Source organism: bacterium Scap17, assembly GCA_013376735.1.
Classification (GTDB): domain Bacteria; phylum Pseudomonadota; class Gammaproteobacteria; order Pseudomonadales; family Halomonadaceae; genus Cobetia.
The window spans coordinates 1,456,430-1,482,685 of the sequence record VINJ01000001.1 but is presented as its reverse complement, the minus strand read 5'-3'; the positions used below and the strand labels follow the sequence as shown (position 1 = coordinate 1,482,685).

At 64.2% G+C, this 26,256-nt stretch carries 22 protein-coding genes, 2 tRNA genes and 1 riboswitch; of the genes, 15 read left to right on the top strand and 9 right to left on the bottom strand.

The annotated features are described in order from the left end of the window. Positions 1-128 precede the first annotated feature (128 nt). The 3 genes from FLM52_06455 (at position 129) to FLM52_06445 (ending at position 1,974) form a co-directional block, all read left to right on the top strand. A tRNA-Ser gene (locus FLM52_06455) sits at positions 129-219 on the top strand. A 233-nt stretch (positions 220-452) separates the two neighbouring features. Further along, positions 453-543 (top strand) — tRNA-Ser (locus tag FLM52_06450). 219 nt (positions 544-762) lie between these two features. Beyond that, positions 763-1,974 (top strand): DEAD/DEAH box helicase, encoded by a 1,212-nt coding sequence (locus tag FLM52_06445; GenBank protein ID NVN55435.1) that lies wholly within the window; start codon positions 763-765, stop codon positions 1,972-1,974. 157 nt (positions 1,975-2,131) lie between these two features. On the opposite strand, the gene FLM52_06440 is transcribed toward FLM52_06445, so the two are convergent. From FLM52_06440 to FLM52_06430, 3 genes are all read right to left on the bottom strand, one after another. After that, positions 2,132-3,256 carry a GGDEF domain-containing protein gene (locus tag FLM52_06440; protein ID NVN55434.1) on the bottom strand — a complete coding sequence of 375 codons (1,125 nt, stop codon included), beginning with the start codon at positions 3,254-3,256 and terminating at the stop codon, positions 2,132-2,134. A gap of 185 nt (positions 3,257-3,441) precedes the next feature. Continuing rightward, entirely contained in the window at positions 3,442-5,151 is a 1,710-nt protein-coding gene (locus FLM52_06435; protein ID NVN55433.1) for a potassium/proton antiporter, read from the bottom strand. Positions 5,152-5,288: 137 nt separating this feature from the next. Next, the gene (locus tag FLM52_06430; GenBank protein NVN55432.1) at positions 5,289-6,254 is read right to left on the bottom strand and encodes a hypothetical protein; all 966 of its coding nucleotides are present in this window, start codon (positions 6,252-6,254) and stop codon (positions 5,289-5,291) included. A gap of 187 nt (positions 6,255-6,441) precedes the next feature. After that, a riboswitch (TPP riboswitch) is annotated at positions 6,442-6,555 on the top strand. Positions 6,556-6,580: 25 nt separating this feature from the next. On the opposite strand from FLM52_06430, the gene FLM52_06425 reads away from it, so the two are divergent. From FLM52_06425 to FLM52_06415, 3 genes are all read left to right on the top strand, one after another. Next, on the top strand, positions 6,581-7,366 hold the full coding sequence (locus tag FLM52_06425; GenBank protein ID NVN55431.1) for an ABC transporter ATP-binding protein: 786 nt from the start codon (positions 6,581-6,583) through the stop codon (positions 7,364-7,366). After that, entirely contained in the window at positions 7,363-8,130 is a 768-nt protein-coding gene (locus tag FLM52_06420; protein ID NVN55430.1) for an ABC transporter permease, read from the top strand. Before FLM52_06425 ends, FLM52_06420 begins: the two co-directional genes overlap by 4 nt. Positions 8,131-8,699: 569 nt before the next feature. Then, on the top strand, positions 8,700-9,569 hold the full coding sequence (locus FLM52_06415; protein ID NVN55429.1) for an ABC transporter ATP-binding protein: 870 nt from the start codon (positions 8,700-8,702) through the stop codon (positions 9,567-9,569). Positions 9,570-9,682: 113 nt separating this feature from the next. On the opposite strand, the gene FLM52_06410 is transcribed toward FLM52_06415, so the two are convergent. The 3 genes from FLM52_06410 to FLM52_06400 form a co-directional block, all read right to left on the bottom strand. Next, positions 9,683-10,951: an MFS transporter gene (locus tag FLM52_06410; GenBank protein NVN55428.1), complete on the bottom strand. Its 1,269-nt coding sequence runs from the start codon at positions 10,949-10,951 to the stop codon at positions 9,683-9,685. After that, complete coding sequence (locus FLM52_06405; protein ID NVN55427.1) at positions 10,948-11,778, bottom strand: alpha/beta fold hydrolase; 831 nt, start codon at positions 11,776-11,778, stop codon at positions 10,948-10,950. The genes FLM52_06410 and FLM52_06405 overlap by 4 nt, the downstream gene beginning before the upstream one ends. A gap of 133 nt (positions 11,779-11,911) precedes the next feature. Then, positions 11,912-12,820 carry a LysR family transcriptional regulator gene (locus FLM52_06400; protein ID NVN55426.1) on the bottom strand — a complete coding sequence of 303 codons (909 nt, stop codon included), beginning with the start codon at positions 12,818-12,820 and terminating at the stop codon, positions 11,912-11,914. 373 nt (positions 12,821-13,193) lie between these two features. On the opposite strand from FLM52_06400, the gene FLM52_06395 reads away from it, so the two are divergent. The 3 genes from FLM52_06395 (at position 13,194) to FLM52_06385 (ending at position 16,604) form a co-directional block, all read left to right on the top strand. Further along, positions 13,194-14,195, top strand: a complete 1,002-nt coding sequence (locus FLM52_06395) for a YeiH family putative sulfate export transporter (GenBank protein ID NVN55425.1) — start codon at positions 13,194-13,196, stop codon at positions 14,193-14,195. Positions 14,196-14,372: 177 nt separating this feature from the next. Next, on the top strand, positions 14,373-14,639 hold the full coding sequence (locus FLM52_06390) for a GrxA family glutaredoxin (GenBank protein NVN55424.1): 267 nt from the start codon (positions 14,373-14,375) through the stop codon (positions 14,637-14,639). A gap of 207 nt (positions 14,640-14,846) precedes the next feature. Next, positions 14,847-16,604 carry a potassium transporter gene (locus tag FLM52_06385; protein NVN55423.1) on the top strand — a complete coding sequence of 586 codons (1,758 nt, stop codon included), beginning with the start codon at positions 14,847-14,849 and terminating at the stop codon, positions 16,602-16,604. A 152-nt stretch (positions 16,605-16,756) separates the two neighbouring features. Here the strand turns inward: FLM52_06385 and FLM52_06380 are convergent, their stop codons facing one another. Beyond that, positions 16,757-17,653, bottom strand: a complete 897-nt coding sequence (locus FLM52_06380) for a DMT family transporter (GenBank protein NVN55422.1) — start codon at positions 17,651-17,653, stop codon at positions 16,757-16,759. Between the two features lie 116 nt (positions 17,654-17,769). Between FLM52_06380 and FLM52_06375 the strand changes: the two genes are divergently transcribed. After that, the gene (locus FLM52_06375; protein NVN55421.1) at positions 17,770-18,552 is read left to right on the top strand and encodes a DUF1338 domain-containing protein; all 783 of its coding nucleotides are present in this window, start codon (positions 17,770-17,772) and stop codon (positions 18,550-18,552) included. A gap of 472 nt (positions 18,553-19,024) precedes the next feature. Here the strand turns inward: FLM52_06375 and FLM52_06370 are convergent, their stop codons facing one another. Next, on the bottom strand, positions 19,025-20,314 hold the full coding sequence (locus FLM52_06370) for a sodium:proton antiporter (protein NVN55420.1): 1,290 nt from the start codon (positions 20,312-20,314) through the stop codon (positions 19,025-19,027). Positions 20,315-20,587: 273 nt separating this feature from the next. Between FLM52_06370 and FLM52_06365 the strand changes: the two genes are divergently transcribed. The 5 genes from FLM52_06365 to FLM52_06345 all read left to right on the top strand — a co-directional run bounded on the left by FLM52_06365 (position 20,588) and on the right by FLM52_06345 (position 25,234). Beyond that, positions 20,588-21,490: an acyltransferase gene (locus FLM52_06365; GenBank protein NVN55419.1), complete on the top strand. Its 903-nt coding sequence runs from the start codon at positions 20,588-20,590 to the stop codon at positions 21,488-21,490. Further along, positions 21,480-22,433: a LysM peptidoglycan-binding domain-containing protein gene (locus FLM52_06360; GenBank protein NVN55418.1), complete on the top strand. Its 954-nt coding sequence runs from the start codon at positions 21,480-21,482 to the stop codon at positions 22,431-22,433. The genes FLM52_06365 and FLM52_06360 overlap by 11 nt, the downstream gene beginning before the upstream one ends. A 225-nt stretch (positions 22,434-22,658) precedes the next feature. After that, the gene (locus FLM52_06355) at positions 22,659-23,816 is read left to right on the top strand and encodes a glycosyltransferase family 1 protein (protein ID NVN55417.1); all 1,158 of its coding nucleotides are present in this window, start codon (positions 22,659-22,661) and stop codon (positions 23,814-23,816) included. Further along, complete coding sequence (locus FLM52_06350) at positions 23,788-24,339, top strand: phosphatase PAP2 family protein (GenBank protein NVN55416.1); 552 nt, start codon at positions 23,788-23,790, stop codon at positions 24,337-24,339. Before FLM52_06355 ends, FLM52_06350 begins: the two co-directional genes overlap by 29 nt. An 85-nt stretch (positions 24,340-24,424) precedes the next feature. Continuing rightward, positions 24,425-25,234 carry an alpha-ketoglutarate-dependent dioxygenase AlkB gene (locus FLM52_06345; protein ID NVN55415.1) on the top strand — a complete coding sequence of 270 codons (810 nt, stop codon included), beginning with the start codon at positions 24,425-24,427 and terminating at the stop codon, positions 25,232-25,234. A 119-nt stretch (positions 25,235-25,353) separates the two neighbouring features. On the opposite strand, the gene FLM52_06340 is transcribed toward FLM52_06345, so the two are convergent. Beyond that, positions 25,354-26,250 carry a LysR family transcriptional regulator gene (locus tag FLM52_06340; GenBank protein ID NVN55414.1) on the bottom strand — a complete coding sequence of 299 codons (897 nt, stop codon included), beginning with the start codon at positions 26,248-26,250 and terminating at the stop codon, positions 25,354-25,356. Positions 26,251-26,256: the final 6 nt, after the last annotated feature.

Sequence of the window (26,256 nt, the reverse complement as noted above, 5' to 3'; positions counted from 1 at the left end):
GCAACGACATCGTCAGTCTCCGCGGCCATTGTGGCATGTGCGACCTTTCAAGCATCTGAACGACAAGGAAATTTACGCCAAGTCCTTGACGCTGACTGAAAAATCCGTAGTATTTCATCCCGTGAGTCGGAGGGATGGCAGAGCGGTTGAATGCACCGGTCTTGAAAACCGGCGTAGGTTAATAGCCTACCCAGGGTTCGAATCCCTGTCCCTCCACCACCTTGATTCCGAAAGCCCCGTCTACCTTAGGTAGGCGGGGCTTTTTCGTGGTCATGACTCATGATCCGAGTCATGAGCTGAATCATGGCCTGGTACCAGCAGGCGGCTTCCGGCGGCCTCACCCCAGCGCCATCCTGCTGCAAGTGTTTGTCCGCGATGGCTTTTCCGAATATTTTTCTTCGCCTACCTCTTGCTATTCTCATCAGATTCGGTAGTATTTCGCTCCGTGAGTCGGAGGGATGGCAGAGCGGTTGAATGCACCGGTCTTGAAAACCGGCGTAGGTTAATAGCCTACCCAGGGTTCGAATCCCTGTCCCTCCACCACCTTGAATTCCGAAAGCCCCGTCTACTTCAGGTAGGCGGGGCTTTTTCATTGTTGCCGCGCAGCGCCCATCGCCGCCACTTCGCTACCCTGCCTGAGCGATGCCCAATGATGCGCCGGGCCGTCAGCGGACTTTCGGCTACAGTGAGCATCACTGCGCCAGACATTCCTTGCCGCAGAATGTGCGCTTGCCCCTCCCCCTTTAGACAAGTCGAGACACCATGCCATTTTCTGCCCTTGGTTTGAGCGATCCCATCGTCAAGGCCGTCACCGAGCAAGGCTACCAGACCCCGACTCCCATCCAGGAGAAGGCGATCCCCGTCGTGCTGGCCGGTGACAACCTGATCGCCGCCGCCCAAACGGGTACCGGCAAGACGGCAAGCTTCGTGCTGCCCATCCTGCAGACCCTGCAACAGGCGCCCAAGGTGCGCGCCAAGCGCGTACATGCCGTCATCCTGACCCCGACGCGGGAGCTGGCGATTCAGGTCGAAGACAACATCCAGCACTACGCCCGGCATCTGGAAGTCAGCTCCATGGCGATGTATGGCGGCGTGGAGATCGAGCCCCAGCAGCAGCGTCTGATCGAAGGTGTGGACATCCTGGTGGCGACGCCCGGCCGCCTGCTGGACATGCTGACCCGCCGCGCGATCCATCTCGACGAGACACGCACTCTCGTCATCGACGAAGCGGACCGCATGCTCGACATGGGCTTCATCGCCGACATCAACAAGATCATCGAGAAGCTGCCAAGGGAGCGCCAGAACCTGCTGTTCTCGGCAACGCTCTCGGCCCAGGTGCGTGTGCTCGCCAAGACCGCAGTGACGGACGCCGTCGAGATCATGATCGCACCGGAGAACGTCACCGCGCCCGACATCAGCCAGTATCTGATCACGGTCGACAAGGAGTTCAAGTCCGCCCTTCTGAGCCACCTGATTCACGAGAAGCAGTGGCAGCAGGCGCTGATCTTCATCGAGACCAAGCGCGGCGCCGCCAAGCTGGTGAGTCAGCTGGAGAAACGTGACATCGCCGCCGAGTCCTTCCACAGCGGTCGCAGCCAGGCCATGCGCGAGCAGCTGCTGGCCGACTTCAAGGCCGGCACCATCAAGTATCTCGTGGCCACCGGCGTTGCCGCGCGGGGCATCGACATCGATGATCTGCAGCGCGTGGTCAACTACGACCTGCCGGACGCCGCCGAGGATTATGTCCACCGCATCGGGCGCACCGGCCGTGCCGGGGCCAGCGGTGAAGCCATCTCGCTGGTCTCGCGTGATGACTTCCGCAACCTGTGCGCCATCGAGCAGCACCTGGGCTATTTCGTGACGCGCGAGGTCGTGGAAGGCTTTGCACCCAAGCTCGCGGTACCGGCCTCGAACAGCGACTACGCCCCCAAGCCCGCAAGCAAGAGTCGCCGGCGCCAGTCCAACCGCCGCTGACTTATCTCAGGGCAAGCCTGGTGACGCCCTGACACAAGCACGCCCCCGGAGACATGAACGTCATTCTGCGGGGGCGCGCCGGGTTGTATACCAGGCTTTGTGCACGAAGCTCTGCGCGCAGTGCTCCATGGACAGAGCTACGCACAGTGCATTGCGCTCAATTGATGGCGGCGATGCCCGGCCCGCCCACGGGCCCCAGCTGGGTGTCACTGACGAAGCCATTGCCGCCATCCTGCTTGGCGCGGAACAGATTGACGTCAGCCTTGGCGATCAGGCCTTCCAGGTCCTTGTCGCCGGACTGACGCTGGGCGACACCGATCGACAGATTGACATCCAGACTGTTGAGGCCGTCATTGATGACGAATGGCAACGCCGAAGCGCCCTTGCACAGACGCTCTGCCACCTGGTCGACGCGCTCGCCATGCAGCCCCGGGCATAACAGCACGAACTCCTCGCCGCCATAGCGCCCGACCAGATCCTCCCCGCGCAGGATGCTGCGCATGCGCCGCACCAGCTCCTTGAGCACCTGATCACCGGCCTGGCGACCCCAGGTCTCGTTGATCAGCGCCAAGTGGTCGACATCGACCATCATCAGGCTCAGCGGCCCGTTGTTGATCAACATGCCGCGTCCGCTGTCGACCAGCTCCGCGCGACTCAGGGCACCGGTCAACGCATCGAAGCGCCCTCCCGTCTCGAAACGCTGCTGCAGGCGCTCCACCGACCAGCCCATCTGTACCAGCACCAGCGTGAAGAAGATGGTCAATACACCCAGATTGATGATGCGAAATGCCAGCATCCAGCCAGCGGGCAGCAGATGGGTCGGCCCTTCCAGCATCAGGATGATATAGGCCAGCAGCGGCATACTCAGGCAGGCGGCACACAGAAGTACGCGCCGCATGAACGACATGCGGATCGAGTAGATGCACAGCAAGGCACCGAAGTAGAAGTAGTCGAATCCGGCCTCCGAGCCGAAATAGCTTAGCGAGAAGCTGATCTGCGCACAGGTGCCCAGCGCCATCAACGTGGCCGCCAGGGCTTCACGGCGAGCACGGTGCAGCTGCAGGCAGACCAGATCGACGATCAGCATCGCCAGATTCAGCGCCAGAATGCCCATCTCACCCAGCCACAACAGCAGGATGGCGTAGATCAGATGGCAGCTGACCGCCAGCACGTAGACCATGTTGAAGGTGGCATGAAAGGTCTTCTCATCCGCCGTGAGCCCGGGCGGGAATTGCTCGAATCGTCGCAGAAAGCCCGCGAGATGAGGATGTGGGCTGGCCATGTAGTCACCTCCTTGTCGCTGGCCACAAAGGATGGCCAGGCGCTGTCACGGACAAATTGGCCTGACATCAACAGAGTACGATATTGATGAGTCCAAACACGACGCCCCCATTACACGCAGTGCAATGGGGGCGTCGTAGTGCGTGAAGTTCAGACAGAGGCTCAGGCTCAGACACGGAGTCAGGCTCAGTGCAGTCGCAGCCCGACCTTGGTGATGCGATTGCCTTCCACCTCGTTCACCACCCAGTGGATGCCATGCCAGTCCACATCGTCGCCGACCACCGGCACCCCACCGACTCGACGAGTGATGAACTCGGCGATGGTCAGATGCTGCTCGCCCTGGGAGAGTGTCAACCCGTAGACATCGGCGATATCCTGCATGTTGGCATCGCCTTCCAGCGTGAAGGTCCCGAAGAAGGCGCGCTGCTCATGCTGCAGGCTCTCGCCATTGAACATGCGGTTGAGGCTTGGCACATCACACGAGCGCCCTACCACGCACAGCACATCCTGCTGATGCAGACAGGTGCTGCCCTTGGGGTGGATCAACACCTTGTTGCGGAACAGCGCCCCGACCTTGGCCCCCGACGGGAAGCGCAGCATGCGCAGCGCCACGCCTTCCAGCGCCGTGTTGTCGACGCGATAGACCAGCATCTCGTAGTCGTTGACCGGCATGATGCCGAGCAGGTTGCGGCGACTGGGCTGTGCGCCCGGCGGCACCACCACCCTCAACTTGCGCGCCATCGGCGCCAGCGATGAGCCCTGTACCAGCAGCGAGATGATGACCACGAAAAAGGCGACATTGAAGTAGAGACCGGCATTCTCGACCCCGGTGATCACCGGGAAGATCGCCAGCACGATCGGCACCGCCCCTCGCAATCCCACCCAGCTGATGAACCACAGCTCGCGCCAGCGGAAGCGGAAGAACGGCTTGAGACACAGGATGACCGCCAGCGGGCGCACCACCAGAATCAGCGCCACGCTGAGGATGGCGGCCGGCAGCGCGAACTGCAGCATGGTCGACGGCGAGACCAGCAGGCCCAGCATCAGGAACAGCACGATCTGCGAGAGGTGTGCCATGCCATCATGCACCGGCAGGATGTGCTCCAGATGACGACCGGGGTGATTCCCGATCATCAGGCCGCACAGATAGATGGCGAGGAAACCGCTGCCGCCCATCTCGTTGGTGGTGGCGAACAGGCTCAAGCCAAGTGCCAGCGCCAGCAGCGAATAAAGACCGGGGGCGAGGTCCAGATAACGCATCAGGCGTGCGATCAACCAGCCGCCGGCGATCCCCATGGCGGCGCCGACACCGAACTGCAGCAGGAAGCTCATGATGCCCGACGCGACGCCGGAGAGCTGACCGGTCAGGATCTCGGCCAGCGTGATGGTCAGGAAGATCGCCATCGGGTCGTTGGTGCCGGACTCGATTTCCAGCGTCGCACCGACACGCTCATTGAGGTGAACGCCCTGGCCTCCCAGCAGCGAGAAGACCGCCGCGGCATCGGTGGAACCGACGATGGCCCCGACCAGCAGGCCTTCGATCAGGGTGAGATCAAACAGCCACATGGCCAGAAGGCCCACCAGGCCACTGGTCATGAAGACCCCGACGGTGGCCAGCACCAGCGCCGGTTTCAGGCCGGCACGAAACGTGGACAGCCGCGTACGCAGGCCGCCATCGAGCAGGATGAGCGCCAGCGCCAGATTGCCGATCATGTAAGCGGATGAGGCGTCGTCGAACTGGATGCCCAGGACGCCATCTTCACCCGCCAGCATGCCAAGACCGAGGAACAGCAGTAGCAGCGGCATGCCAAGACGCGCCGAGACGCGGCTGGCCAACACGCTCAAGGCGATCAGCGTGCCTGCCAGCAAGAAATAATAATTCAGGTTCTCTACCACGAGTGCTCCCCCGCCAAGCCCTACATCAGATCTCGAATGACGTCCATGACGACTCACCCACAGTATTCCATGTCAGCGAAGGGGCTGCAGAGAAATTTCACACCTTTCATGTACTTGCAGTGTACAGCACGCGAATTTCACGCCAGGCTGCGCGGCGAGACCCAGGCAGGGGCTGCCGCAAGCTCAGCATAGGACCGCGGGCCGAATGCCTCCATCGCCCACAACAGCGCACGGCACAGCTCACGCTGGCCATCGAGATCGACCATGCGCCCATGGCGCGAATAGCCCTTCATGAAGGCCTGACGCTGCTCCGGCGTTTCCAGCAGCAACTCCACCAGCGCCCAGTCGAACTCGATCGGCGCCCACACCAGCGCTTCCCAATCGCTCCATACCCAGCCGGTGGCGGCGCACAGATACTGATCGGCGCGCATGTCCGGCAGACACCACACCGCGCGAGTCGGCGCCGGGAAGGTGCGCTTGAGCAGCGTGCCGAGTTCCGCGCGACGCGGGTGATGGGCCAGAAAGCGCGTGACGCGGGCATTCCAGTGCAACAGCGGCATCGGCTGCGCCAGCGGCTGACCGAAGCCCGACACCGTATCCTGATGCAGGCGACCGAGCTGGTCGCCCAGCAGCTCACAGAAGGTGATGCTGAGATTGCTCGGCTGACCGCTGGACCACGGCAGGTGCCAGATGGGCGCGCCATCGAGACGCCCCAGGAAGGTCAGGGGCAGCGGCGGAATCGGCAGGCGCGCGGGCAAGGCGCCCGCCAGTCGCGTCAAACCCTCCGGCGTCGCCCAGCGATCGGCACCGAAGACCCCGCGCATGGCGTGCCAGAAGGGGTCGTGGTCTGGCCCGGTTCGCGCCAGCTTGATCAGCCCCGGCGTGCCGCCACGCTGGCGCCACAGCCAGTTGGCGCTATCCGGCCAGGCGAGTGCCAGCGGTTCGAGCGGTTGCCCCAGATAGGTCGAGAGCCGTCGAGTCAGTGACTCCTCGGGCCAGCCCCTGGGCACGGGGTGCGGCTCCCCCGTGGCGTCAGCTGCGCTCGGCCGTCGCGGGGGGACGGGATAGCTGGAACAGGTCGAGAGATCCGGTGTGTCGGGCATGATGATCTCCTTGGGCAACACGTCTTGTTACAGTCATGTTCAGCATACCCAAGGCGTGCCACATCGGCATAGTCCGTTTCGCCCCACTCAGGAAAGCCAATCAGGAAAGCCACTCAAGAAAGTCGCCGTCTCCCCTGTCCCGACTTGCGTCGGACAAGACACCGGCAAGACAGTGACGTTACACTGTCGGCCTGGATGGGGGTGCCCGAGAATGGGCTGAGAGTCGCAGCGATACGTCGCGCGACAACCCCTGGAACCTGATCCGGTTGATACCGGCGGAGGGAATCCCCGACGCGTGCCCTGCACGGCGCGTCACCTGCTTCCTCCTGCCGGCACGCCGCCTGACCACGGAATTGCCTGTGTCGCTGGGACTCACCCTCAACAACGCACGAATCGATTACGCCGGCCACACGCTGTTCCGCGATATTTCCGCGCGTCTGGAGGCTGGTAGCTGGACGGCACTGCTGGGGCGCTCCGGCTGCGGCAAGAGCTCGCTGCTGCGCCTGCTGGCTGGCCTGGAAATGTCAGATCTCCACCAGCTCGACCTCGCCACCGATGACGGTCAGCCGCTGACCGACCGCGTGGCCTGGATGGCGCAGCAGGACCTGCTGCTGCCGTGGCGGCGCGTCATCGACAACCTGTGGCTGGGCGATGACCTGCGCCGGCGGCCGCGCAATCGCGAACTCGCCCATGAGCTTCTGGCCGCGGTCGGGCTTGAGGGTCGTGAGCAGGCCTGGCCGGACGCCCTCTCCGGCGGCCAGCGCCAACGCGTCGCTCTCGCCCGCACGCTCTATCAGCAGGCGCCGATCGTGATGATGGATGAGCCGTTCTCGGCGGTGGATGCCATCACCCGTCTGGAGCTGCACGATCTGGCCAGCCGCCTGCTCAAGGGCCGCACCGTCCTGATGGTGACCCACGACCCGCTTGAGGCATTGCGCCTTGCCGATCAACTGCTGGTGCTGCGCCCGTCGAGCGCCCCGGGCCACGGCGCCGAGCTTGAGCATCTGCCGGGGCTTGGCGCCGTGCGGCCGGTGCCGCTGGATGACCCGGCCCTGCCGCCGGCGCAGGCGCAACTGATCGCCCGCCTGCGTGATAGCGAGGAGGCCGCATGAAACGTCTGCACGCCATGCGTCACCTCGTCATCAGTACGCTGCTCCTGCTGGGACTTTGGCAGCTGATCATTGCCGTTACCGCCGTACCGCCCTACATTCTGCCCACGCCCCAGGCCGTGCTCGAGGTGCTGATCCAGAAGGCACCGCTGCTGGCCCATCACGCTGGCGTCACCATCAGCGAGATACTGGCCGGGCTGGTGCTGGGCATCCTGCTCGGGCTTTCCACCGCGCTGGCGCTGGCCTTCATCCCCCGCCTGCGCCGTACGCTGTTGCCGATGCTGCTGATCAGCCAGGTGATACCGCTGTTCGCGATCGCCCCACTGCTGGTGCTGTGGCTCGGCTATGACATGCTGTCCAAGGTAGTGATGGCGACGCTGATCATCTATTTCCCGGTCGCCTCCACTGGCTACGACGGCCTGCGCCAGACCCAGCAGGGCTGGCTGGATCTGGCCCACACCCTGGGCGCCAGCCCATGGCGCAGATTGATCCACATCCAGCTGCCCGCCGCACTGCCGGCGCTGGCCTCCGGCATTCGCATGGCCGCGACTGCCGCCCCCATCGGCGCCGTCATCGGGGAATGGGCCGGTGCCAGCCAGGGGCTGGGCTATCTGATGCTCAACGCCAACGCGCGCATGGAGATCGACCTGATGTTCGCCGCCCTGCTGGTGCTGGTTGCCTTTTCCCTGCTGCTCTATTTCTCGCTGGATGCGCTGCTGCGCACCCTGATGCCCTGGCACCGCGACCGGCTGACACGTCTGAGCTGACACGCCTTGCCTTCGGAAAAATACTGCATGACCGCATGACCGCATGACCGAAAGACGCAACGACGCTCGACACAAACTGCAAGAGCCTGACGACTGCCGCCCACGAACGGCAGCACCACTACCCTGTGATCACAAGGAACTCCGCCATGTCTCATTCGTCATCGGCGCCACGGCGCAAAGCACAGCCGACACGTTCACCGCGTGCCTCGCTGCTGTCCACCGCCTTCGCCACCCTGCTGACCACGCTGTGCCTGAGCAGCCTGCCAGCCACTGCCATGTCGGCCCACGCCGCCGAGGCAGAACCCGCCGCGACCAGCACCCAGTCAGCGCCGGAAATCGTCGCTCAGCAAGCCGAGGTCGGAGTGAACGGCGACTCAACCGCCTCCGCGCCGGTGGCGAGTCAGGAAGCCGTGGAAGCGACTGCCGGCGCCGCCGAGCAGGCGAAGAACGGTGCTGAACCGACCGCGGAAGCCACGCCAGCCGGCGACGAACAGAGCGCTGATGCTGACTCGAAGGACGTTGCCAAGGACGCTGCCACCGCCGAGCAGCCGCTGACGCAGTTCAAGGTCATGCTCGACTGGTACACCAACCCCGGTCACGCCCCGCTGGTGCTGGCACAGGAGCTGGGGCTGTTCAAGAAGCACGACCTTGATGTCGAATTGATCGCCCCCGCCGACCCGAGCGTGCCGCCCAAGCTGGCTGCCGCCGAGCGTGTCGATATCGCCATCAGCTATCAGCCGCAACTGCACCTGCAGATCGATCAGGGCCTGCCGCTGGTGCGTATCGGCACCCTGGTCGCCACGCCGCTGAATGTGGTGGTGGTGCGCGCCGACAGCGACATCCAGTCGATCGCCGACCTCAAGGGCAAGCGGGTCGGCTACTCGGTCGGCGGTGTCGAGGAAGTGCTGCTCTCCACCATGCTGCAGCACAGCGGCCTGACGCTGGATGACATCACGCTGACCAACGTCAACTTCTCGCTGACGCCGTCACTGCTGACGCGCAAGGTCGATGCCGTCACCGGCGCCTTCCGCAACTTCGAGCTGGCCCAGATGGCTCAGGAAGGCGTCAAGGGCCGCGCCTTCTACATCGAGGAAGAAGGCGTGCCGACCTATGACGAGCTGATCTTCGTCGCCAACAGCGACAGCTACGAGCGCAAGCAGGCGCAGTACGCCGGCTTCCTCGCCGCCGTCGGCGAAGCCACCGCCTGGATCATCAACCACCCGGACCAAGGCTGGGAGATGTTCCGTGACTCCGATCCGGCACTGGATACCGAGCTCAACAAGGAAGCCTGGTACGCCACCCTGCCGCGCTTCGCGCTGCGTCCTGCCGCGCTGGATGCCGGCCGCTACCGTGACTTCGAGGACTTCCTGTTCGAGCGCGGCATGATCAAGAAGCGCCAGTCGCTGAGCCACCTGGCCGTCGACGTCAACGCGCCCTGAGACGTTGAGCGCTTGAGCGCGCCCCATGCAAAACGCCCTGCCGGAATCTCCGACAGGGCGTTTTGGGTTTAGGTCCGGCTCACTCTCGCCATCTTGTACCGATTCCACAAGCGCTAGCGGCGGGCCAGGCGACGCGACAGCCACAGGATCTGCAGCGGCTGGATCACCAGCGCGATCATCAGCACCGCGACCAGCAGCGGCATGCCTTCCAGCGCGCCACTCGGGGTGCTGACCAGCAGTCCGGCGCCCACATAGCTGCCGGCGGCAGAACTCAGATGCTGCACGGCACTCTGGGTGCTGGTGAAGGCTGCCCGCTCGTGATCGGCGGGAATGAAGCTGTTGAGCGTATTCTGGGTCACACGCCGCGCCGACGAGAACAGCATGTAGGCGCCAAAGCCGATCCAGATCAGCGACGGCCCCGGCGAATGCAGCAGGAAGGCCCAGCCGACCAGCGCCGTCATCAGGCAGGTGATGGTGCCCGGCCAGACACAGCCATAGCGATCACACAGCCGCCCCGTCAGCTGCATGCCGACCAGCGACAGCCCGCCGCCGATCATGTAGAGCCCGCCGAGATCCTCCCGCGGCAGGCCCAGATTGAACAGCAGATAGCTTGCCAGGTTGGGAATCACCAGGAAGTTGCTGAACATCGCCGTGGCGATCAGCGCCAGCCCCAGGCGATGGTCGGGCTGGGCCAGGATGTTCAGGATCGTGGTGCCCTTGCGGCTGCGCAGGCGGGTCTCGGGGTTATCGAGATGACCGCGGATCGGCGGCAGTATCCAGGCCAGCAGCCCGCACACCAGCAACGCCAACAGCGCCACTGCGCGAAATGGCGCCTGCCAGCCGAAGCCCTGCGACAACCACAGCGCAAACGGCAGCCCCAGCACCGAGGCCACCGAGAAGGCACCCATCACCAGCCCCATGGCACGCCCCCGGCGGACTCCCGGCACCACGTCGATCACGATGGCCAGCGCCGTCGCCGCCGCTGGCCCGCCGAACAACCCACCCAGCATGCGCGCCGCCAGCAGGGTCTCGAAGTCGGTGGCGAAGCTGGCGATCAGATGACAGAGCGCCGCACCGAACAGGAAACCCAGCACTGCCCAGCGGCGATCGAAGCGATCGGCGTGCCGTGTCCACAGCAGGGTACCCACCGCGGCGGCCAGCGGATAACTGCCGACGATATAGCCTAGGTGATCCAGCGGAATGCCCAGCGAGGTAGCAAAGTCAGGGCCCAGCGCCATCACCATGGTGAAGCCCATGATGACGGCGAACTGCAGCAGGGTGACCAGCGCCACCACCAGGCGCTCGTGGGTGGTCACCGGCGGGATGACCCGATCACTCGCGGCCGGCTGACGATTTTCGGAGTGACTGCTCGGCGTACTCAAGCGCGTGCGACGCGATCAAGAAACGCCACCACCGCCTGCTGGAACTCGCTGGCACGCTCGGCATGCAGCCAATGGCCGGCCTCCAGGGAGTCATCTTCCAGCGCAGGGAAGTGTTCGCGCATCGTCGCCAGGCCCTCGGCCTGCACGTAGTTGGAGCGCGACCCCCACAGCAGCAGCGCCGGCAGCTCGACCGGCCCCTGACCGTGCGGCGCCTCGACGATCTGCGGGTAGCCCGCGGCGATATGGTCCAGCCCGACGCGCCAGCCCATGGCGCCATCGTCGAGACGCACCAGATTGGTGGCGAGGAACTGGCGGATGGCCGGGGTATCGACATGCTGCGCCATCACCGTGTCGGCCTCCTTGCGTGAGGCCGGGCGCGCGTCACGCACCGCCTCGAAGGCAGCAAAGATATCGTCATGCCCGTGGCCATAGGCGACCGGCGCGATATCGGCGACCAGCAGGCTGCGCAGACGCTCGGGCGCCTCGAGCGCGACCTGCATGGCGACCTTGCCGCCCATCGAGTGGCCCAGCAGGTCACAGCGCTTGATGGCAAGGCGGTCGAGCAGCGCGATGACATCCGCGGCCTGCTCGGGGTAGCTCATGCCGGCCACGTGCGGGCTGCGGCCGTGGTTACGCAGATCCACCGCGATCACACGGCGCGTCCGCGACCACGACTTGATATGCGAACGCCAGTTGTCGGCACTGCCGAACAGGCCGTGAAGAATGACCAGCGGCGTCGCGTCCTGCTGGCTCGTTGTCTGTTCCTCGGCGCCATCACGAGCATCGCTCTCGTGGTAATAAAGCTCGACCGTTGTGCTCATCATCATCTCCATGGACGCTAGACAGACCGTTACGCTCCCCGTGGCTCAGGCTCAGCGGCGTGGCTCGGCGGCAGCCGGATCGCGGGGAGCGCCTATGTTAGCAAACTATCAAGCGCGCGGCGGCTCCGCCCTCGACGGCTCAGCGCGGACTGGCTTCCAGATAGACCTTGACCGCCTGCCACAGCGGGCTGCGGTAACGTTCCGGGTGCCACAGCATCGAGAAGCGCCGCTTCAGGTTGAGCTGGGGCGTGGCCAGCACCACCAGCTCGCCACGCGCGATCTCGGCCGCCACCGACAGCCGCGACAGACACCCCAGCCCCAATCCGGCGAACACGGCCTGCTTGATGGCCTCGTGCTGGCCCAACTCCATTCGCACCTTGAGACGTTCGATCCGCCCATGCAGCGCACGCTCGAAGACCGCCCGCGTGCCCGAGCCACCCTCGCGCAGAATCCAGTCGGCCGTGGCGAGATCCTCATCGCTGAGCGCCGTACCGCGCATGGCCAACGGATGGCTCGGCGGCGCCACCACCACCAGCTCATCCTCGCGCCAGGTCTGGCTCATCAGGCGCGGCGCGTGGCAGTCGCCCTCGATCAAGCCGAGCTCGGCGTCATAGTTGAGCACCGCCTCCACCACCTGGTGGGTATTGCGCAGGCGCAGATTGAGCTCGGTGCCCGGATGTTCGCGCATGAAGGCCCCTGCCAGCCCCGGCAGCAACCAGGTGCCGATGGTGGCGCTGGCGGCGATTTCCAGTTCGCCACGCAGGTTGCCATCCACCACGCCGGGCTCACGGGCCTCAAGTTCCAGCGCGTGGGTCTGCTCCAGCAGTTGCTCGGCGCGCGCCAACAGGCGGCGACCATTGGCGTTCAGGGCCAGGCGGCGACCGAGGCGCTCGAACAACTGCACCTCGAGATGACGCTCCAGTTCGGATAACCCCTGACTCGCCGCCGATTGCGACAGGCCGATCTCGCGCGCCGCGGCGCTGACGGAGCCGTGGCGTGTCACCGCCACGAACACTTGCAACTGACGCAGCGTGATGTGGATCTGCATATCGGTTTTTCCGGTATGTAATAAAAGAATAATCGACTAACTGCCGAATAATATTCCCGAATAGACTAATCATCAAACCGGAGGCACTAAGCAAGCAACGCAAGCTCAAGCGCCCTTGGCGATGACAGCCGTGCCCCCCACGCCAGCGCACGCCCCATAACAAGACAGGCCATGTTCCGCACGGGATAGGCCACTTTCCTCAGCAACGCAAGCTCAAGCGCCCTTGGCGATGACAGCCGTGCCCCCCACGCCAGCGCACGCCCCATAACAAGACAGGCCATGTTCCGCACGGGATAGGCCACTTTCCTCAAGGAGAATGCTCATGGACGCACAGACCCTGACTCCCCCCGCCACTGCCGAGCGCTTGCGCCGCATGTTGCCGGGCCTCGCCCTGTGTGGCGGCCTGACCCTGGTGGGGCTGGCACTGCATTCCATTCCGGCGCTGGCCTCCACCGGCATCAGCCCGCTGGTCTTCGCCCTGCTGTGCGGTATCGTGGTCGGCAACCTGCCGATCACCAGCCGGCACGCCGCGGCGCTTTCCCCGGGGTTGCATATCGCGACCAAGAAGCTGCTGCGTCTCGGCATCATCCTGTTCGGCCTCTCCATCACCCTGCAGCAGATTCTCGGCCTGGGCTGGAGCGTCGTCTTCCTCGATGTGCTGGTGATCACCGCAGTGCTGAGCAGCGGCTACTTCATCGGTACGCGCTGGCTGGGGCTGGACCGCGACACCGCACTGCTGACCAGCGCCGGTTCCGCCATCTGTGGCGCCGCGGCGGTACTGGCGACCGAATCGATGATCAAGGCTCGCCCGGCGGCCACCGCCATGGCCGTCGCCACGGTGGTGCTGTTCGGTTCGCTGGCGATGCTGGTCTACCCGCTGCTCTACCCACTGAGCGGCATGCATGAAGGCCTGTTCGGCATCTATATCGGCTCCACCATCCACGAGGTCGCTCAGGTCGTGGCCGCCGGTGAAGCGGTCGGCCCGGACGCCCTGGCCAATGCGCTGATCGTCAAGTTGATGCGCGTGATGATGCTGGTCCCCTTCCTGCTGCTGTTGCCGAAGCTGTGGGCCATGCGTGCCCGTACCGAAGGTGATGACCGCGAGACCGGCGGCGGCATGACGATTCCGTGGTTCGCGCTGGGCTTCATCGCCATGGCCGGCATCAACAGCACCGGCGAGATTCCGGCGGCAGTGCACTCAAGCCTCTCTACCCTCGGCAGCGTGGCACTGACCATGGCCATGGCGGGCCTGGGCGTCGAGACTCGCATCGATCGTCTGCGCTCACTGGGCATGAAGCCTTTCCTGCTCGCGCTGATCCTGTTCACGCTGTTGATCGTCGGTGGCTTTGGCGCCAATCTGCTGTTGATGGGCTAGTCCCCGGCACGGCAGTGATTGATTGCCACAATGACTTTGGTAGTACGGCTCAATTGGCAAACCCGGGCAGGCTCAAGCACAATGGCGGTCATCGATTACTCACCGGCAGTGCCGGCGCCATTTTCTCGGCCCCTTTAGTACGGGCTGAACGAGAATCACGAACCTTAGGAGAATCTCATGCTTGCAGTCATTTTCGGTCGTCCGGGTTGCCCTTTCTGTGTCCGCGCCAAGGACCTCGCGGAAGAGCTCACCGCCAAGCGCGATGATTTCGACTTCCGCTACATCGACATCCATGCAGAAGGCATCAGCAAGGCCGACATGGAAAAGACCATCGGCAAGCCGGTCGAGACCGTGCCGCAGATCTTCGTCGATCAGACCCACATCGGTGGCTTCACCGAGTTCAACCAGTACGTGCAGGACGAAGCTCTTATGCCGCAGGCCTGATCGCCGCCATCAGTCGTTTCACTGCTGAAGCCCTCGCCATTGGCGGGGGCTTTTTTGTGCCTGCGTCACATCCCCTCCACTCATGCCCCGCTCACAGCAACACGCTGCGCACAAGGTCGCATCCAGCGCGTCTTGACGCTTGCGACAAAAGGAGGGGCCAGCGACAATCGCTGCCTCCTCCGCCCGTGTATGCACAAGGACACGCACATGAACATGTTGATGGAAGGCGCCGTGCTGCTGGGATGCGCGGTGGTTGCCGTGCCACTCTTCCAGCGTCTGGGCCTCGGTTCCATCCTGGGCTATCTGGCCATCGGGGTGCTGCTGGGTCCGTCGTTGATCGGCTTCATCTCGGAGCCTGGCGAAGTGTTGCACTTCGCCGAATTCGGGGTCGTCATGCTGCTGTTCATGATCGGTCTGGAACTGGAGCCCAAGCGCCTGTGGGACATGCGCCTCAAGCTTGCGGGCCTGGGCAGCGCCCAGATGCTGTTGTGCGGTGCCTTGCTCACCCCCGTCGGCCTGTGGCTGGGGCTGGAATTGCCCGCAGCCGTGTTGCTGGGCCTGATTCTGGCGCTGTCCTCGACCGCCTTCGCGCTGCAGGTATTGAGCGAGAATCAGCAGCTGGCGACGCCGCACGGCCAGTCGACCTTCGCCATCCTGCTGTTCCAGGACCTGGCGGTGATTCCGCTGCTGGCCCTGATGCCGCTGTTCGCTGACAACTTCGATGCCTCCACCGGCACCAACTGGATCGGCATCGCCGAGGGCATTGGCATGATCGCGGCGGTCATCATCGTCGGGCGCTTTGTCGTGCCGCGCCTGCTCAAGATGGTCGCGCGCAGCGAGATCCACGAGATCTTCACCGCCGCGGCCTTGTTCGTGGTGATCAGCACGGCGCTGCTGATGGAGTGGGTGGGGCTGTCCATGGCCCTGGGTGCCTTCCTGGCCGGGGTGCTGCTCGCCGATACCGTCTACCGCCACGAGCTGGAAGCCAACATCGAGCCCTTCAAGGGGCTGCTGCTGGGGCTGTTCTTCATGGCCGTAGGCATGTCGGTTGACGTCTCGCTGGTGATGGAGCGGCCGCTGACCGTCCTGGCGCTGACGCTGGCACTGATGTTCGGCAAGGTCATCGTCATCACGCTGGTCGGACGCGTTGCACGCCTCAAGATGGCCGAGGCCCTGCCGCTGGCCGCGGTCCTGTCACAGGGTGGTGAGTTCGACTTCGTGCTGCTGACCGCCGGCATGGCCGCCGGCATCTTCGATCAGACCCTCACCAGCCTGGTGATCAGTGCGGTGACCTTGTCGATGGCTGCCACGCCCTTCCTCTATCGCTATGCCCGCCACCTCGGCGCCACCAGCGAAGCCAAGCGCCCCTATGATGAGGACTTCGGTGAGGAGACGCCCCAGGTGTTGATCGCCGGCTTCGGTCGTTTCGGCCAGATCAGCGCGCGCATGCTCAAGAGCCAGGGCATCAACTTCACCGCGCTGGACCCCAATATCACCCAGGTCGAGTTCGTGCGTCAGTTCGGGTCGCGCATCTTCTACGCCGATGCCAGCCGCGCCGAATTGCTGCGGGCGGCGGGTGCCGAGCAGGCCAGGATCATGCTGGTGGCGGTCGATGATGCCGAGACCTCGACCGGCATCGTGCGCATGGTGCGCCATCAATTCCCGCACCTGAAGCTGTTCGTGCGTGCCCGTAACCGCCACCATGCCTGGGAGCTGATGGAATTGGGCGTGGAGCACGTGATTCGTGACACCTATGCCAGCAGCCTGGAGATGGGCGGAGAATTGCTGGTAGCGATGGGCTACCCCAATGCTCGCGCGGCGGAAGTGGCGCGCGCCTTCCGGGAAATGGATGACAACATGCTCAAGCAGAACTATGAGCACCGCCACGACCAGAAAGCGCTCGTCAACAGCGAGCAGGCCGCCATGATCGAGCTCAAGCGTCTGTTCCAGAACAATCAGGATTGATGCCTGCACGACTCGCCAGAGCGCTCAGTCGCGCCGGAAAGGACACAAGGGCCGCCCCTGCCGGGGCGGCCCTTGTCGTTGATGCATTCGGCAAGGCATTGCGTGCAGATCCGCTGCGCGAGAGACAGGCAGGATGGCGGCCCGAAGCCTGCTCAGCCCTGCAAGCGGCGGGATGTCAGGCGCGCCCGCCACTGCGGGCCGAACAGATAGGCGCACAACCCGATCACGATCAGCAAGGCCCCGGCGAGCACACGGCTGGAGATCAGCTCATCATTGAGCACCGCGCCCAGGCTCATGGCGAAGATGGGAGTGATCAAGGTCGCCAGCGCCACCGTACTGGCCGACAGGCGTGACAGCACGAAGTAGTAGCACAGGTAGCCGATCAGCGAGCCGAAGATGCCGAGATAGAGGATGGCAGCCATCGGGCGTCCCTCCGGCAGGGCTTGCGGCACGCCATCGACGAGCAGCGCACACACCAGATAGAGCGGCAGAGAGACCAGCAGCGCACCCTCCGTCTGCACCAGCGGATGAAGCCCTGCCCGCTCGCGTTGCACCAGTACCCCCGAGGCGGCAAAGCAGTTGACGGCCAGCAGCATGGTCAGGACCCCCTTCCAGCTGCCCGGCGGTAACGCGAGGGAATCCGAGACCGCGACGGCCAGTCCACTCAGTGCCAACGCAAACCCCATCCACTGCAACTTGTCAAGTGGGGCACTTTTCAACCACCAGCGTGCATAAAGCCCTGATAGCAAGGGTGCCAGTCCAAACAGTAACGACATGATACCGCTTGGTAACCAGGCCGCAGAGAGGTAGGCGAAGTACATGCCACCCCAGATACCCAGAGCGGCTGCCGAGTAGCTGCGCAATGCCCCACGTGAAAGGTCCATTTTCAGCCCCATCATGCGTAACAACGGGTAACCAAGGCATGCGGCAATTAACATTCTGCCCATCGCCGACCAGGCAGGCAGCCAGCCCGAAGCGCTCCACGAGATGGCCAGCGGTGTCGTCGACCACACCATGAGAACCACGCAATACGCCACCAGCACTGGCATTTTTACTCTCCGATCAAGAAACGCGAAAAAACGGATAATGGCGTTGAATGACCCTTTGCACGACTACCTATAATCGCTCCAGCACTGAGGTCATAGGGGCCGTTCAAGGAGGCATCATGCAACGCAAGGAATTCCAACAGCAGCTATGGCTGGACTTCGTCCACCGCCATCCCGACATCGGGGCGCTGGATATCTGGCCAGACAGCATCAACCCTGAATATCTGATGTTCCTGACGCTGAACCAGGGGCCCTTCAGAAGCGAGAAGCTGTTGCCCAGTCTGTATCACCAGGGCTATCGCCGCGTGAAACAGTACGCCATGGCCGACCGCGGCCTGCTGGTCGATCTGCTGCTTCCCCCGGATGGTGGCGCTGCCGTCATGCTGGCGGAACTGCAGGCCAACAGCCTGCCGCCGATGCATCGCGACCTGCTCAAGCGCCTGATCAGGCAGAGTCATCGTGATGACTGCAAGGGTCAGAACCTGCTCGCGCCCTGCCGTCCGTGGGACATGCCGGACTGGCCGACCTTCGAGCGCCTGCTCGAGGCCAACCCGCTGGCTGCCTGGCTCTCCGTGATGGGGCCGCGCCTGCACCATGTCGGCTTCAATGCCGAAGAGCTTGGCGAAACGCTGGAAGCGGTCTGCGAGGGCATGCTGGCCTACGGCATGGCACCGCAGACCGGGCGTCATCATGCGGTACTGCCCATCAATCCCAAGCTGCAATATCACTACTACCCGGCCCACGCCCAGCGCATGGTGTTCGCGGACGGTGACGAGCATATGGTGGTGCTGGGTGGCATCGCCCTGCTGGCGACGGCACCGGTGACGACTCAGCAAGAAGGAAAACAGCGTCCCGCAGAACAACTGCTGCCGGAACATACGCTGTGCCAGCTCAGCGCGTGATGGCCTGCTGGCAGCACTGCGCAATGAGATGAGTCGCATTCAGCCCCCTACGCATGCGCAGGGGGCTCTTCTGTGCAGAAGATGGCATGCCCTTTCATGCCATACCCTCCACGCCCCTTCTGCCATCACTCTTCATGGCAACACCCCATGGTGTCATCGCCGCATGACTCGCCGCTTACCCCCCGCCATGCCTGCGCCTTGTGCCTGAGGCTCTAAACCTAACGTCGCAGACAGGTTATCAACAGAAGCTGTGGAAAAAGCTGTGAATAATCTCTGTACATCTGGGTATCGCCATCGAGATCAGGCGAGCGCAGACAGATTGATCAAAAAATGATCAGCCGACCAGGAACAGCGCCAATTCCTCTCCCGATAGCGCATCCGGCAGTGCGTCCAAAAGTAGCTCAGACGGCCACTGTGGCAGCGACTGCGGCAGCGGCTGTGGCCGTAGTGAACGCCCTCCAGCGACCCAACATCAGCCCAGAGACGACAGCGCCAATGTCACTGGCGTGTTCGTGATCTGCCCGCCCAGCCAGTACGCCCCCAGATAGCCCACGCTGTAGGCCAGCAACAATGCCGGGAAGAAGCGCAGATAACTCATGAAACTCACCTCACGCACCTTGGAAAGCGCGATCACCCCGGCGGCGGAGCCAATCACCAGCAGCGAGCCACCCACGCCTGCGGCATAGGTCAGCGCCAGCCACTCTGCATCATTCATGCTGACATCCGCCTTGAGCACTGCGGCGGTCAGCGGCACGTTGTCCACCAGTGCCGAGAGCAGCCCGACCAGATAATTGGCCTGCATCGCCGGCATCAAGGCATAGAGCTGTGCCAGGCCTTCCAGCAGACGAGCTTCCTTGAGCGCCCCGACCATCAGCAGGATGCCGAGGAAGAATAGCAATGTATCGAATTCGATAATACGAATGTAATCAAGTATACGGCGCTCTTCGCTGTCGCTGCGCCGTTCAGCGACATGTCCAAGCAGGAACATCAGCGACATCCCGAACAGGAAAGTCAGCAGCGGCGGCACGCCAAACAGCACGTTGAGCCCGAGGGTCGACAGGATAGTGGCCAGAAACAGCCAGGCGACCAGACGATCAAGACGCCGGGTCTCGCGCGGCTCGCGCACCAGATTCACCTCACCTCCCAGCCCGGGCAGCAGTAGCGTCGCCAGCAGCATAACGCTGAGGAAGGACGGCAGCGCCAGCAGCATCAGCTCGCTGATGCGCACCTTGCCCGCCAGGAAGATCATCAGCGTGGTCACATCCCCGGTGATCAGCGCCACGCCGCCGGAGTTGACGGCGAATACCGCCAGCACCGCAAAGCGCAGCGTCTTCTTCGGCGCCAGGCCCAGCGACAGCACCAGGGTCAGCGATACCAGCGTCGCGGTGATGTTGTCGGCCAGCGATGAAAAGGCGAAGGCAAAGAGCCCCGTCAGATACAGCAGCCCGCGCTCCCCGATGCGTTTGGGCAGCAGGCGGTAGATCAGATTGGCGATCAGCCCCTTGGCATTGAGAAAGGCCACGAAGGTCATCGCAGCCATCAGAAACAGCCACAAGGTGGCGATCTCGAGCAGGTTCTCGTTCAAGGCCTCGGGGACATCCTCCACCGCCAGGGCCGCGGGACCGAAGATGAACAGCAGCAACCAGCTGAAGGTGCCCAGCAACAAGGTCGTCTTGGCCTTGTTGAGATGGATCACATCCTCGATGGCAATCAACACGAAGGCGGCCAGCGCCAGCCCGATCAACAGTCCCTGCAACCACATGCCACTCTCGCTCCCTGAGATATCGCCGCGAAGCGGCGGCGATGATTGACGGTGCCCGGCGTGACTTCAGCGTGAACCCTGCCACGACCTCTCCCTTGCACCGACCAGTCACACGACCGGCGATGCATCTCACCACAGCTGCGTGCGCCCCGCCATTCGACCTGAGGGGGGCGTTCGCTTCGTGCAACGCAGGGTTGCCACCCCTCACGCAAGCGGGGTGGGCATCCACTCCTGGGTGAATTACGATGGCGCCACCTGATGAAGGAGTCATGCATGTCGAGTATCAGAGGTGTCATCAGCCTTGTCTTTCTGATCATCAATACCCTGTGCTGGGCGCTGCCGCTGTATCTGCTGGCCGCACTCAAGCTGATCACGCCATCGCGCCGCCTGCAGTTGCACATGCTGGAGGGGCTCAACCGTCTCGCCATGGGCTGGATCGGCACCAACAACCTGTGGATTCGCCACGTGCTGCGCCCGCGCTGGGACATCCAAGTGCCGCAATCGCTGCGCGATGGGGCTGCCCGGCGTCGCTGGTGGCTGGTGATCGCCAATCATCGCAGCTGGACTGACATCTTCGTTCTCCAGTACGCCCTGCACCGCCGTACGCCGATGCCCAAGTTCTTCCTCAAGCAGGAGCTCATCTGGGTACCGGTGATCGGCCTTGCCTGGTGGGCATTGGAATTCCCGTTCATGCGCCGTTACAGCCAGCAGAAACTGGCCAGCAACCCACGGCTTGCCGAGCGTGATCGTGAAGCGACACGACGCATGTGCGAGCGCTCGCGTCAGGCGCCGATGGCGATCTTCAACTTCGTGGAAGGCACTCGCTTCACGCCCGCCAAGCACAACCAGCAGCAGAGCCCTTTCCAGCACCTGCTCAAGCCGCGTGCCGGCGGCAGTGCCCAGGTGATCAACACGCTTGGCGATCGACTTTCCGGTATTCTGGATGCCACTCTCGATTACCGACATGCCGATGCCAGTTTCTGGCAGTTCCTGTGCGGTCACGGGGGCAACATCACGCTCGTCATCACTCAGCGGCCCCTGGAGCCCTGGATGCTCGACGGCAACTATCATGCGGACGCCGCCTATCGCGAGCGCTTCCAGCAATGGCTCAATCAGGTCTGGAAGGACAAGGATGCCCGACTGTCACGTGCAGGGAATGACATTGATGAACACTGAATGTGGCTTGGATGCCGCGGGCTTCACGGCACGAGCGCAGGCCGAACCCGACGTAAACCGTCCACTTCTGCAGCGTGCCGGCCTCACGTTGCGCTGGCTGGCGCTGATCTGCCTCAGCCTGTGGCTGAGCGGCTGCGCGACCAGCAGCTACTCCGGCTCGCCGGCCGGCCAGTGGGTCACCATCCAGAAGGGCGATACCCTGGGGCAGATCGCTCGCGATGCCGACATTCCCCTGCTGCGCCTCACGCGCTTCAATCCGGGCGTCAAGATTCGTGACCTCAAGGTCGGTCAGCGCATCCTGGTGCCCACCGCGCGCGAGCGGGCGCCCTCCGGCGGCCCGTATCGCTATCAGCTGCGCCCCGGCGATACCTACTCCAAGATCGGACGCTATTTCGGCGCCAGCCCGCAGCGCATTCAGGCCGCCAACCCCGGCAAGGACCCCAATGATCTCGACGTCGGCATGCTGATCTCGGTGCCGCTCAACGGTGGCCCGAGCCGCAGCGCCCCGGCCGCGCGCGCCAGCGGTGGCAGCCTGGTCGCCCGCCCGGACCCCGGCCCGCTGCAGAAGCCGGGCCAGTCGTGGCGCTGGCCCGCCGCCGGCAGCGTGACACGTGAATTCGGCACCAACGGCAATGGCCAGCTGGCGCCCATGCAGATTCGTACCGCCGCCAGCGGCATCGCCAGTGCGCCGGCGCGGGGCGAAGTGCGCTTCGCCGACGCCATGCGCCAACTGGGCAACGTGGTCATCCTGCACCATTCCGGCAACCTGCAGAGCGTGCTGGCCCAGTGCGGCGAGATTCTGGTCAAGGTGGGCCAGCAGGTCACTCCGGGCACGCCGCTTTGTCGCGTCGCACGCGGCAACAACGGTCAGCATGAATTGCTGTTCGACGTACGCCACGGGGGCAAGCCGATCGACCCGCGCGAAATTCTCGAGAAGCGCTGAAGCTGCGTTGCATCGCGGCGCCAGCCCGGCATGGCGCCACCTCCAGTCCCCGCCAGTTGACGATAGCGCCGGTGGCTGTCGTCCTTGCTTGACGATTCATGAGACAACCCTCATACCTCTGAGTTGTGAGGGGTTGAAGGTGTGTCATCGCTTCGTCACCTGCTTGTTATGCCGCCGTCACTCCCTCTCTCGATAATGACCACAATAGTCATCTAGGGAGACGTCATGGAGCGCATTGCCTTCGTCAGTGAAACTTGGCATCCGGAGATCAATGGCGTGGCTCATACCTTGAGTCATCTGTGCGATCAACTCATCGCGCACGGCTGTGAGCTCCAACTCATTCGTCCCGCCACCCGAGATGGCAGCCTGGAGCCGCGTGTCCAGCAGGAGCTTCAGGTACGCGGCTTCCGCCTGCCAGGGTATGACAGCGTGCAGGTCGGCGTGCCGGCGCCGCAGCGCCTGATGCGCATGTGGCGCGAGCATCGCCCCTGTGTCGTCTATATCGCCACCGAAGGCCCGCTGGGCATCAGCGCACTGATGGTCGCCCGCCGTCTGGGCCTGCCGGTGGTCGCGGGCTTTCATACCAATTTCGATCAATACAGCACCCACTACCGGCTCAAGGCGCTACGCCCGCTGGTGCGGCGCGGCCTGCGCCGCTTCCACAATGCGGCCAACATGACGCTGGTACCGACGCGCACCCAGGCAGACAGCCTGATGCAGCAAGGCTTCGAGCATGTGCAGGTGGTGGGGCGCGGCCTGGATTGCGAGCGCTTCTCGCCCCGTCATCGCAGCGAAGCATTGCGCAAGTCATGGGGCGTCAGCTCACAGCAACCCGTCGCGCTGCACGTCGGGCGCCTGGCCGCCGAGAAGAACATCGACCTGCTGATCCGTACCTATGAGGCCATGCTGGCCGTGCAACCGGACCTTGCCCTGGTGCTGGTGGGAGACGGTCCGCTGCGCGAGCGCCTGGAACAGCGCCTGCCCGAGGCGATCTTCGCCGGCTTCCAGACCGGCGAGGCGCTGGCCGCCCATTACGCCAGCGCCGACCTGTTCGTCTTCCCGTCACTGTCGGAGACCTTCGGCAACGTGGTGCTGGAAGCCATGGCCAGCGGACTGGCCGTGATCGCCTTCGATTACGCGGCGGCCGCCGAGGTGATCCGCGACGATCACCAGGGCCTGCTGGCGCCCTGCAGCCAGCCGGAGCGCTTCATCGAACAGGCGGTGGAGGCCTGCCAGCGGCCGGCCCGCATCGCCAGACTGGGACGTGCCGCCCGCGTGCGCGTCGAACCATTGGGCTGGAGCCGCATCGCCGAGGGCTTTCTGACCTGCCTGCGTCACGCCGAGGAGAAGCCCGATGCACGATCGCAGCCTTCCCGTCTTTGAGCGACTGGACCTTCTGGAGTGGCGCCTGTGCCGCCAGGTCGCGCGCCTGGCGCTGTTCCGGCCGATACTCACCCTGTTTCGTATCGTCTCGCGGCTGGGCGACTGGCCGGCGTGGGCGCTGCTGACGCTGAGCCTGCCGCTGCACCATGCCATGGGCGGCTGGCTGTTTCTGGAATTCGGCCTGGCGGCCGGCGCCGGGGCACTGCTCTACCGCGCACTCAAGACGCGACTATGTCGGGAACGCCCGTTCATCACCTTCAATACCATCAACTGCACCATGCCACCGCTGGATCGCTACAGCTTTCCCAGCGGTCACACCCTGCATGCTGCCCTCTTCGCCAGCCTGACCGCTCAGCAGCTGCCGGAGATTGCCATTCTCGTCACGCCACTGGCACTGCTGATCGCGCTTTCCCGAGTGATCCTCGGTCTGCATTACGTCAGTGATGTGCTGGCCGGCGCGCTGCTGGGGCTGGGCCTTGCCGAGGTGGCCATCCTGACCTTCGAGACATTGCTGACGACCTGACGCTTGTGAGGCTCGCGTCAGCCCCGGGTCGGCGCGAATCGAGAGCCACTTGCCCAACCTGACGCGGCTCTGGCACTCTCGCCGCATGACGACTCCTTCTGCTGGCGATGATCTCTTCGCCGCCCTCTCGACCTCTGATTCCACGTCCGCGGCTGATGGAGCTGCGCACCAGACGGCGGCGGATGGCTCGGCCCTGGCAGCTCGCCCGCGCGAGCTGCCCGAGGACTGGCTTGCCCTCGCGCACGGCTGGTACCGCCACCCTCTGCACCCGCTCTATCTCAAGCCGCGCGCCCTGACGCCGCTGCAGGCCGATCAGGCCCTCGTCACGCTGGAGGGCGATCTCGACTGGCAGCGCCCCAGCCTGAGCGTGCATGGCAAGACACACCCGATTCCACGCCGCCAGGTGTGGATGGGCGATGTCGGCGCCCGCTATCGCTACTCCGGCAGCCTGTTCGAACCCAATCCTTGGCACATGACCGCCTGGCAACTGGGCGAGCTTTCACGTCATGCCATCAACCATGAGCTCAGCCCGCAACGCGATGATCTGGGGCGCAGCGAGTCCGTGATCCCGGAGCATTTCAACAGCCTGCTGGCCAATCGCTACGCCGACGGCGCCGACCGCATGGGCTGGCACAGCGACAACGAGCCGGAGCTGGGCACTCGCCCGATCGTGCTCGCCATTTCATTGGGACGAGAACGCCCCCTGCGCTTCAAGGGCCATCCGCGCAGTCCCTATGCCGACACGCCGGCGTTCAATCTGTGGCTGCCACATGGCTCGCTGCTGGTGATGGGCCGTGGCTGTCAGGATCGCCTCCATCATGCGCTGCCGCCGCGCAAGCTCGACGGGCTGCGCATCAGCCTGACCTATCGCCAGCTGCTGACGCCCTCCCGGTGAGGTCGGCTTTCTTGTGCATTCTGCTTTCTCTCTTCTCGCTCTCCTCTTGCCTTCTTGCTGCCCTCTTCCTGCGCTAACGCCTTCTTTGTTGTCGCTCCCTGTGTCACTGCGCCCCGGACTCAATCCGCCGCTGGGTAACGCGCGCGCAGGGTCTCCAGCATCGCCTGTACCGCCACCGACAGTTCATGACGGCCGCGACGGATCACGCCGACCCGCTGCTGAACCTCGGGGCCTGTCAGCGGCAGGCACTGACAGCCCAGCGCGCTCATCTGCGCCGCGCTCATCGCCGGTACCGCACTGACACCCAGACCCTCCGCCACCATGCGCCCGCAGGTGACCAGCTGGTGGGTCTCGAAGGCGACATGCAGCGCCATGCCCGCATCCTCAAGACGTTTCTCGAGCATGCGACGCACCCCCGAGGGCCGCTGCAGCGTGATGAAGTCTTCCTTGAGCAGCCGTGACCACTCGATGGAGGTCGGCGCCTCTGCCAGCAAGGCGTGGCCGGGGGGAATGATCGCCACATAGCGGTCTTCGAACAGCAGCTCGAACACCAGGTCCTGGCGTACGCCGGGGTCGAAGCAGATCCCCAGCTCGACGCGACCATCGGTGACCCGCTCGACCACCTCTTCGGCGATGACGTCATTCACTTCGATGGTGATCTCCGGATATTGGCGGCGAAAATCGGCCAGCACCCCGGGCAGCAGATTGCCGGCGAAGGTCGGCATCGCGGCCAGGGCCACGCGGCCGCGCCCGAGGCTGAAGCGCTGGCGCATCTCATCCTCGGCATGTTCCCAGTCCGACAGCAGACGCCTGGCCAGCGGGAAGAAGGCGCGCCCTTCCGGCGTCAGGCTGACCTGTCGGGTCGAGCGCTGAAACAGGCGCCCCCCCAGCGACTCCTCCAGATTCTTCACCGCCAACGACAGGGCCGGCTGCGAGAGATGTACCAGCGTGCCCGCCTCGGCGAAGGACAACGTGCGCGCCACGGCCACGAAGGCCTTCAGCTGTTTGAGAGTCATGTCGTG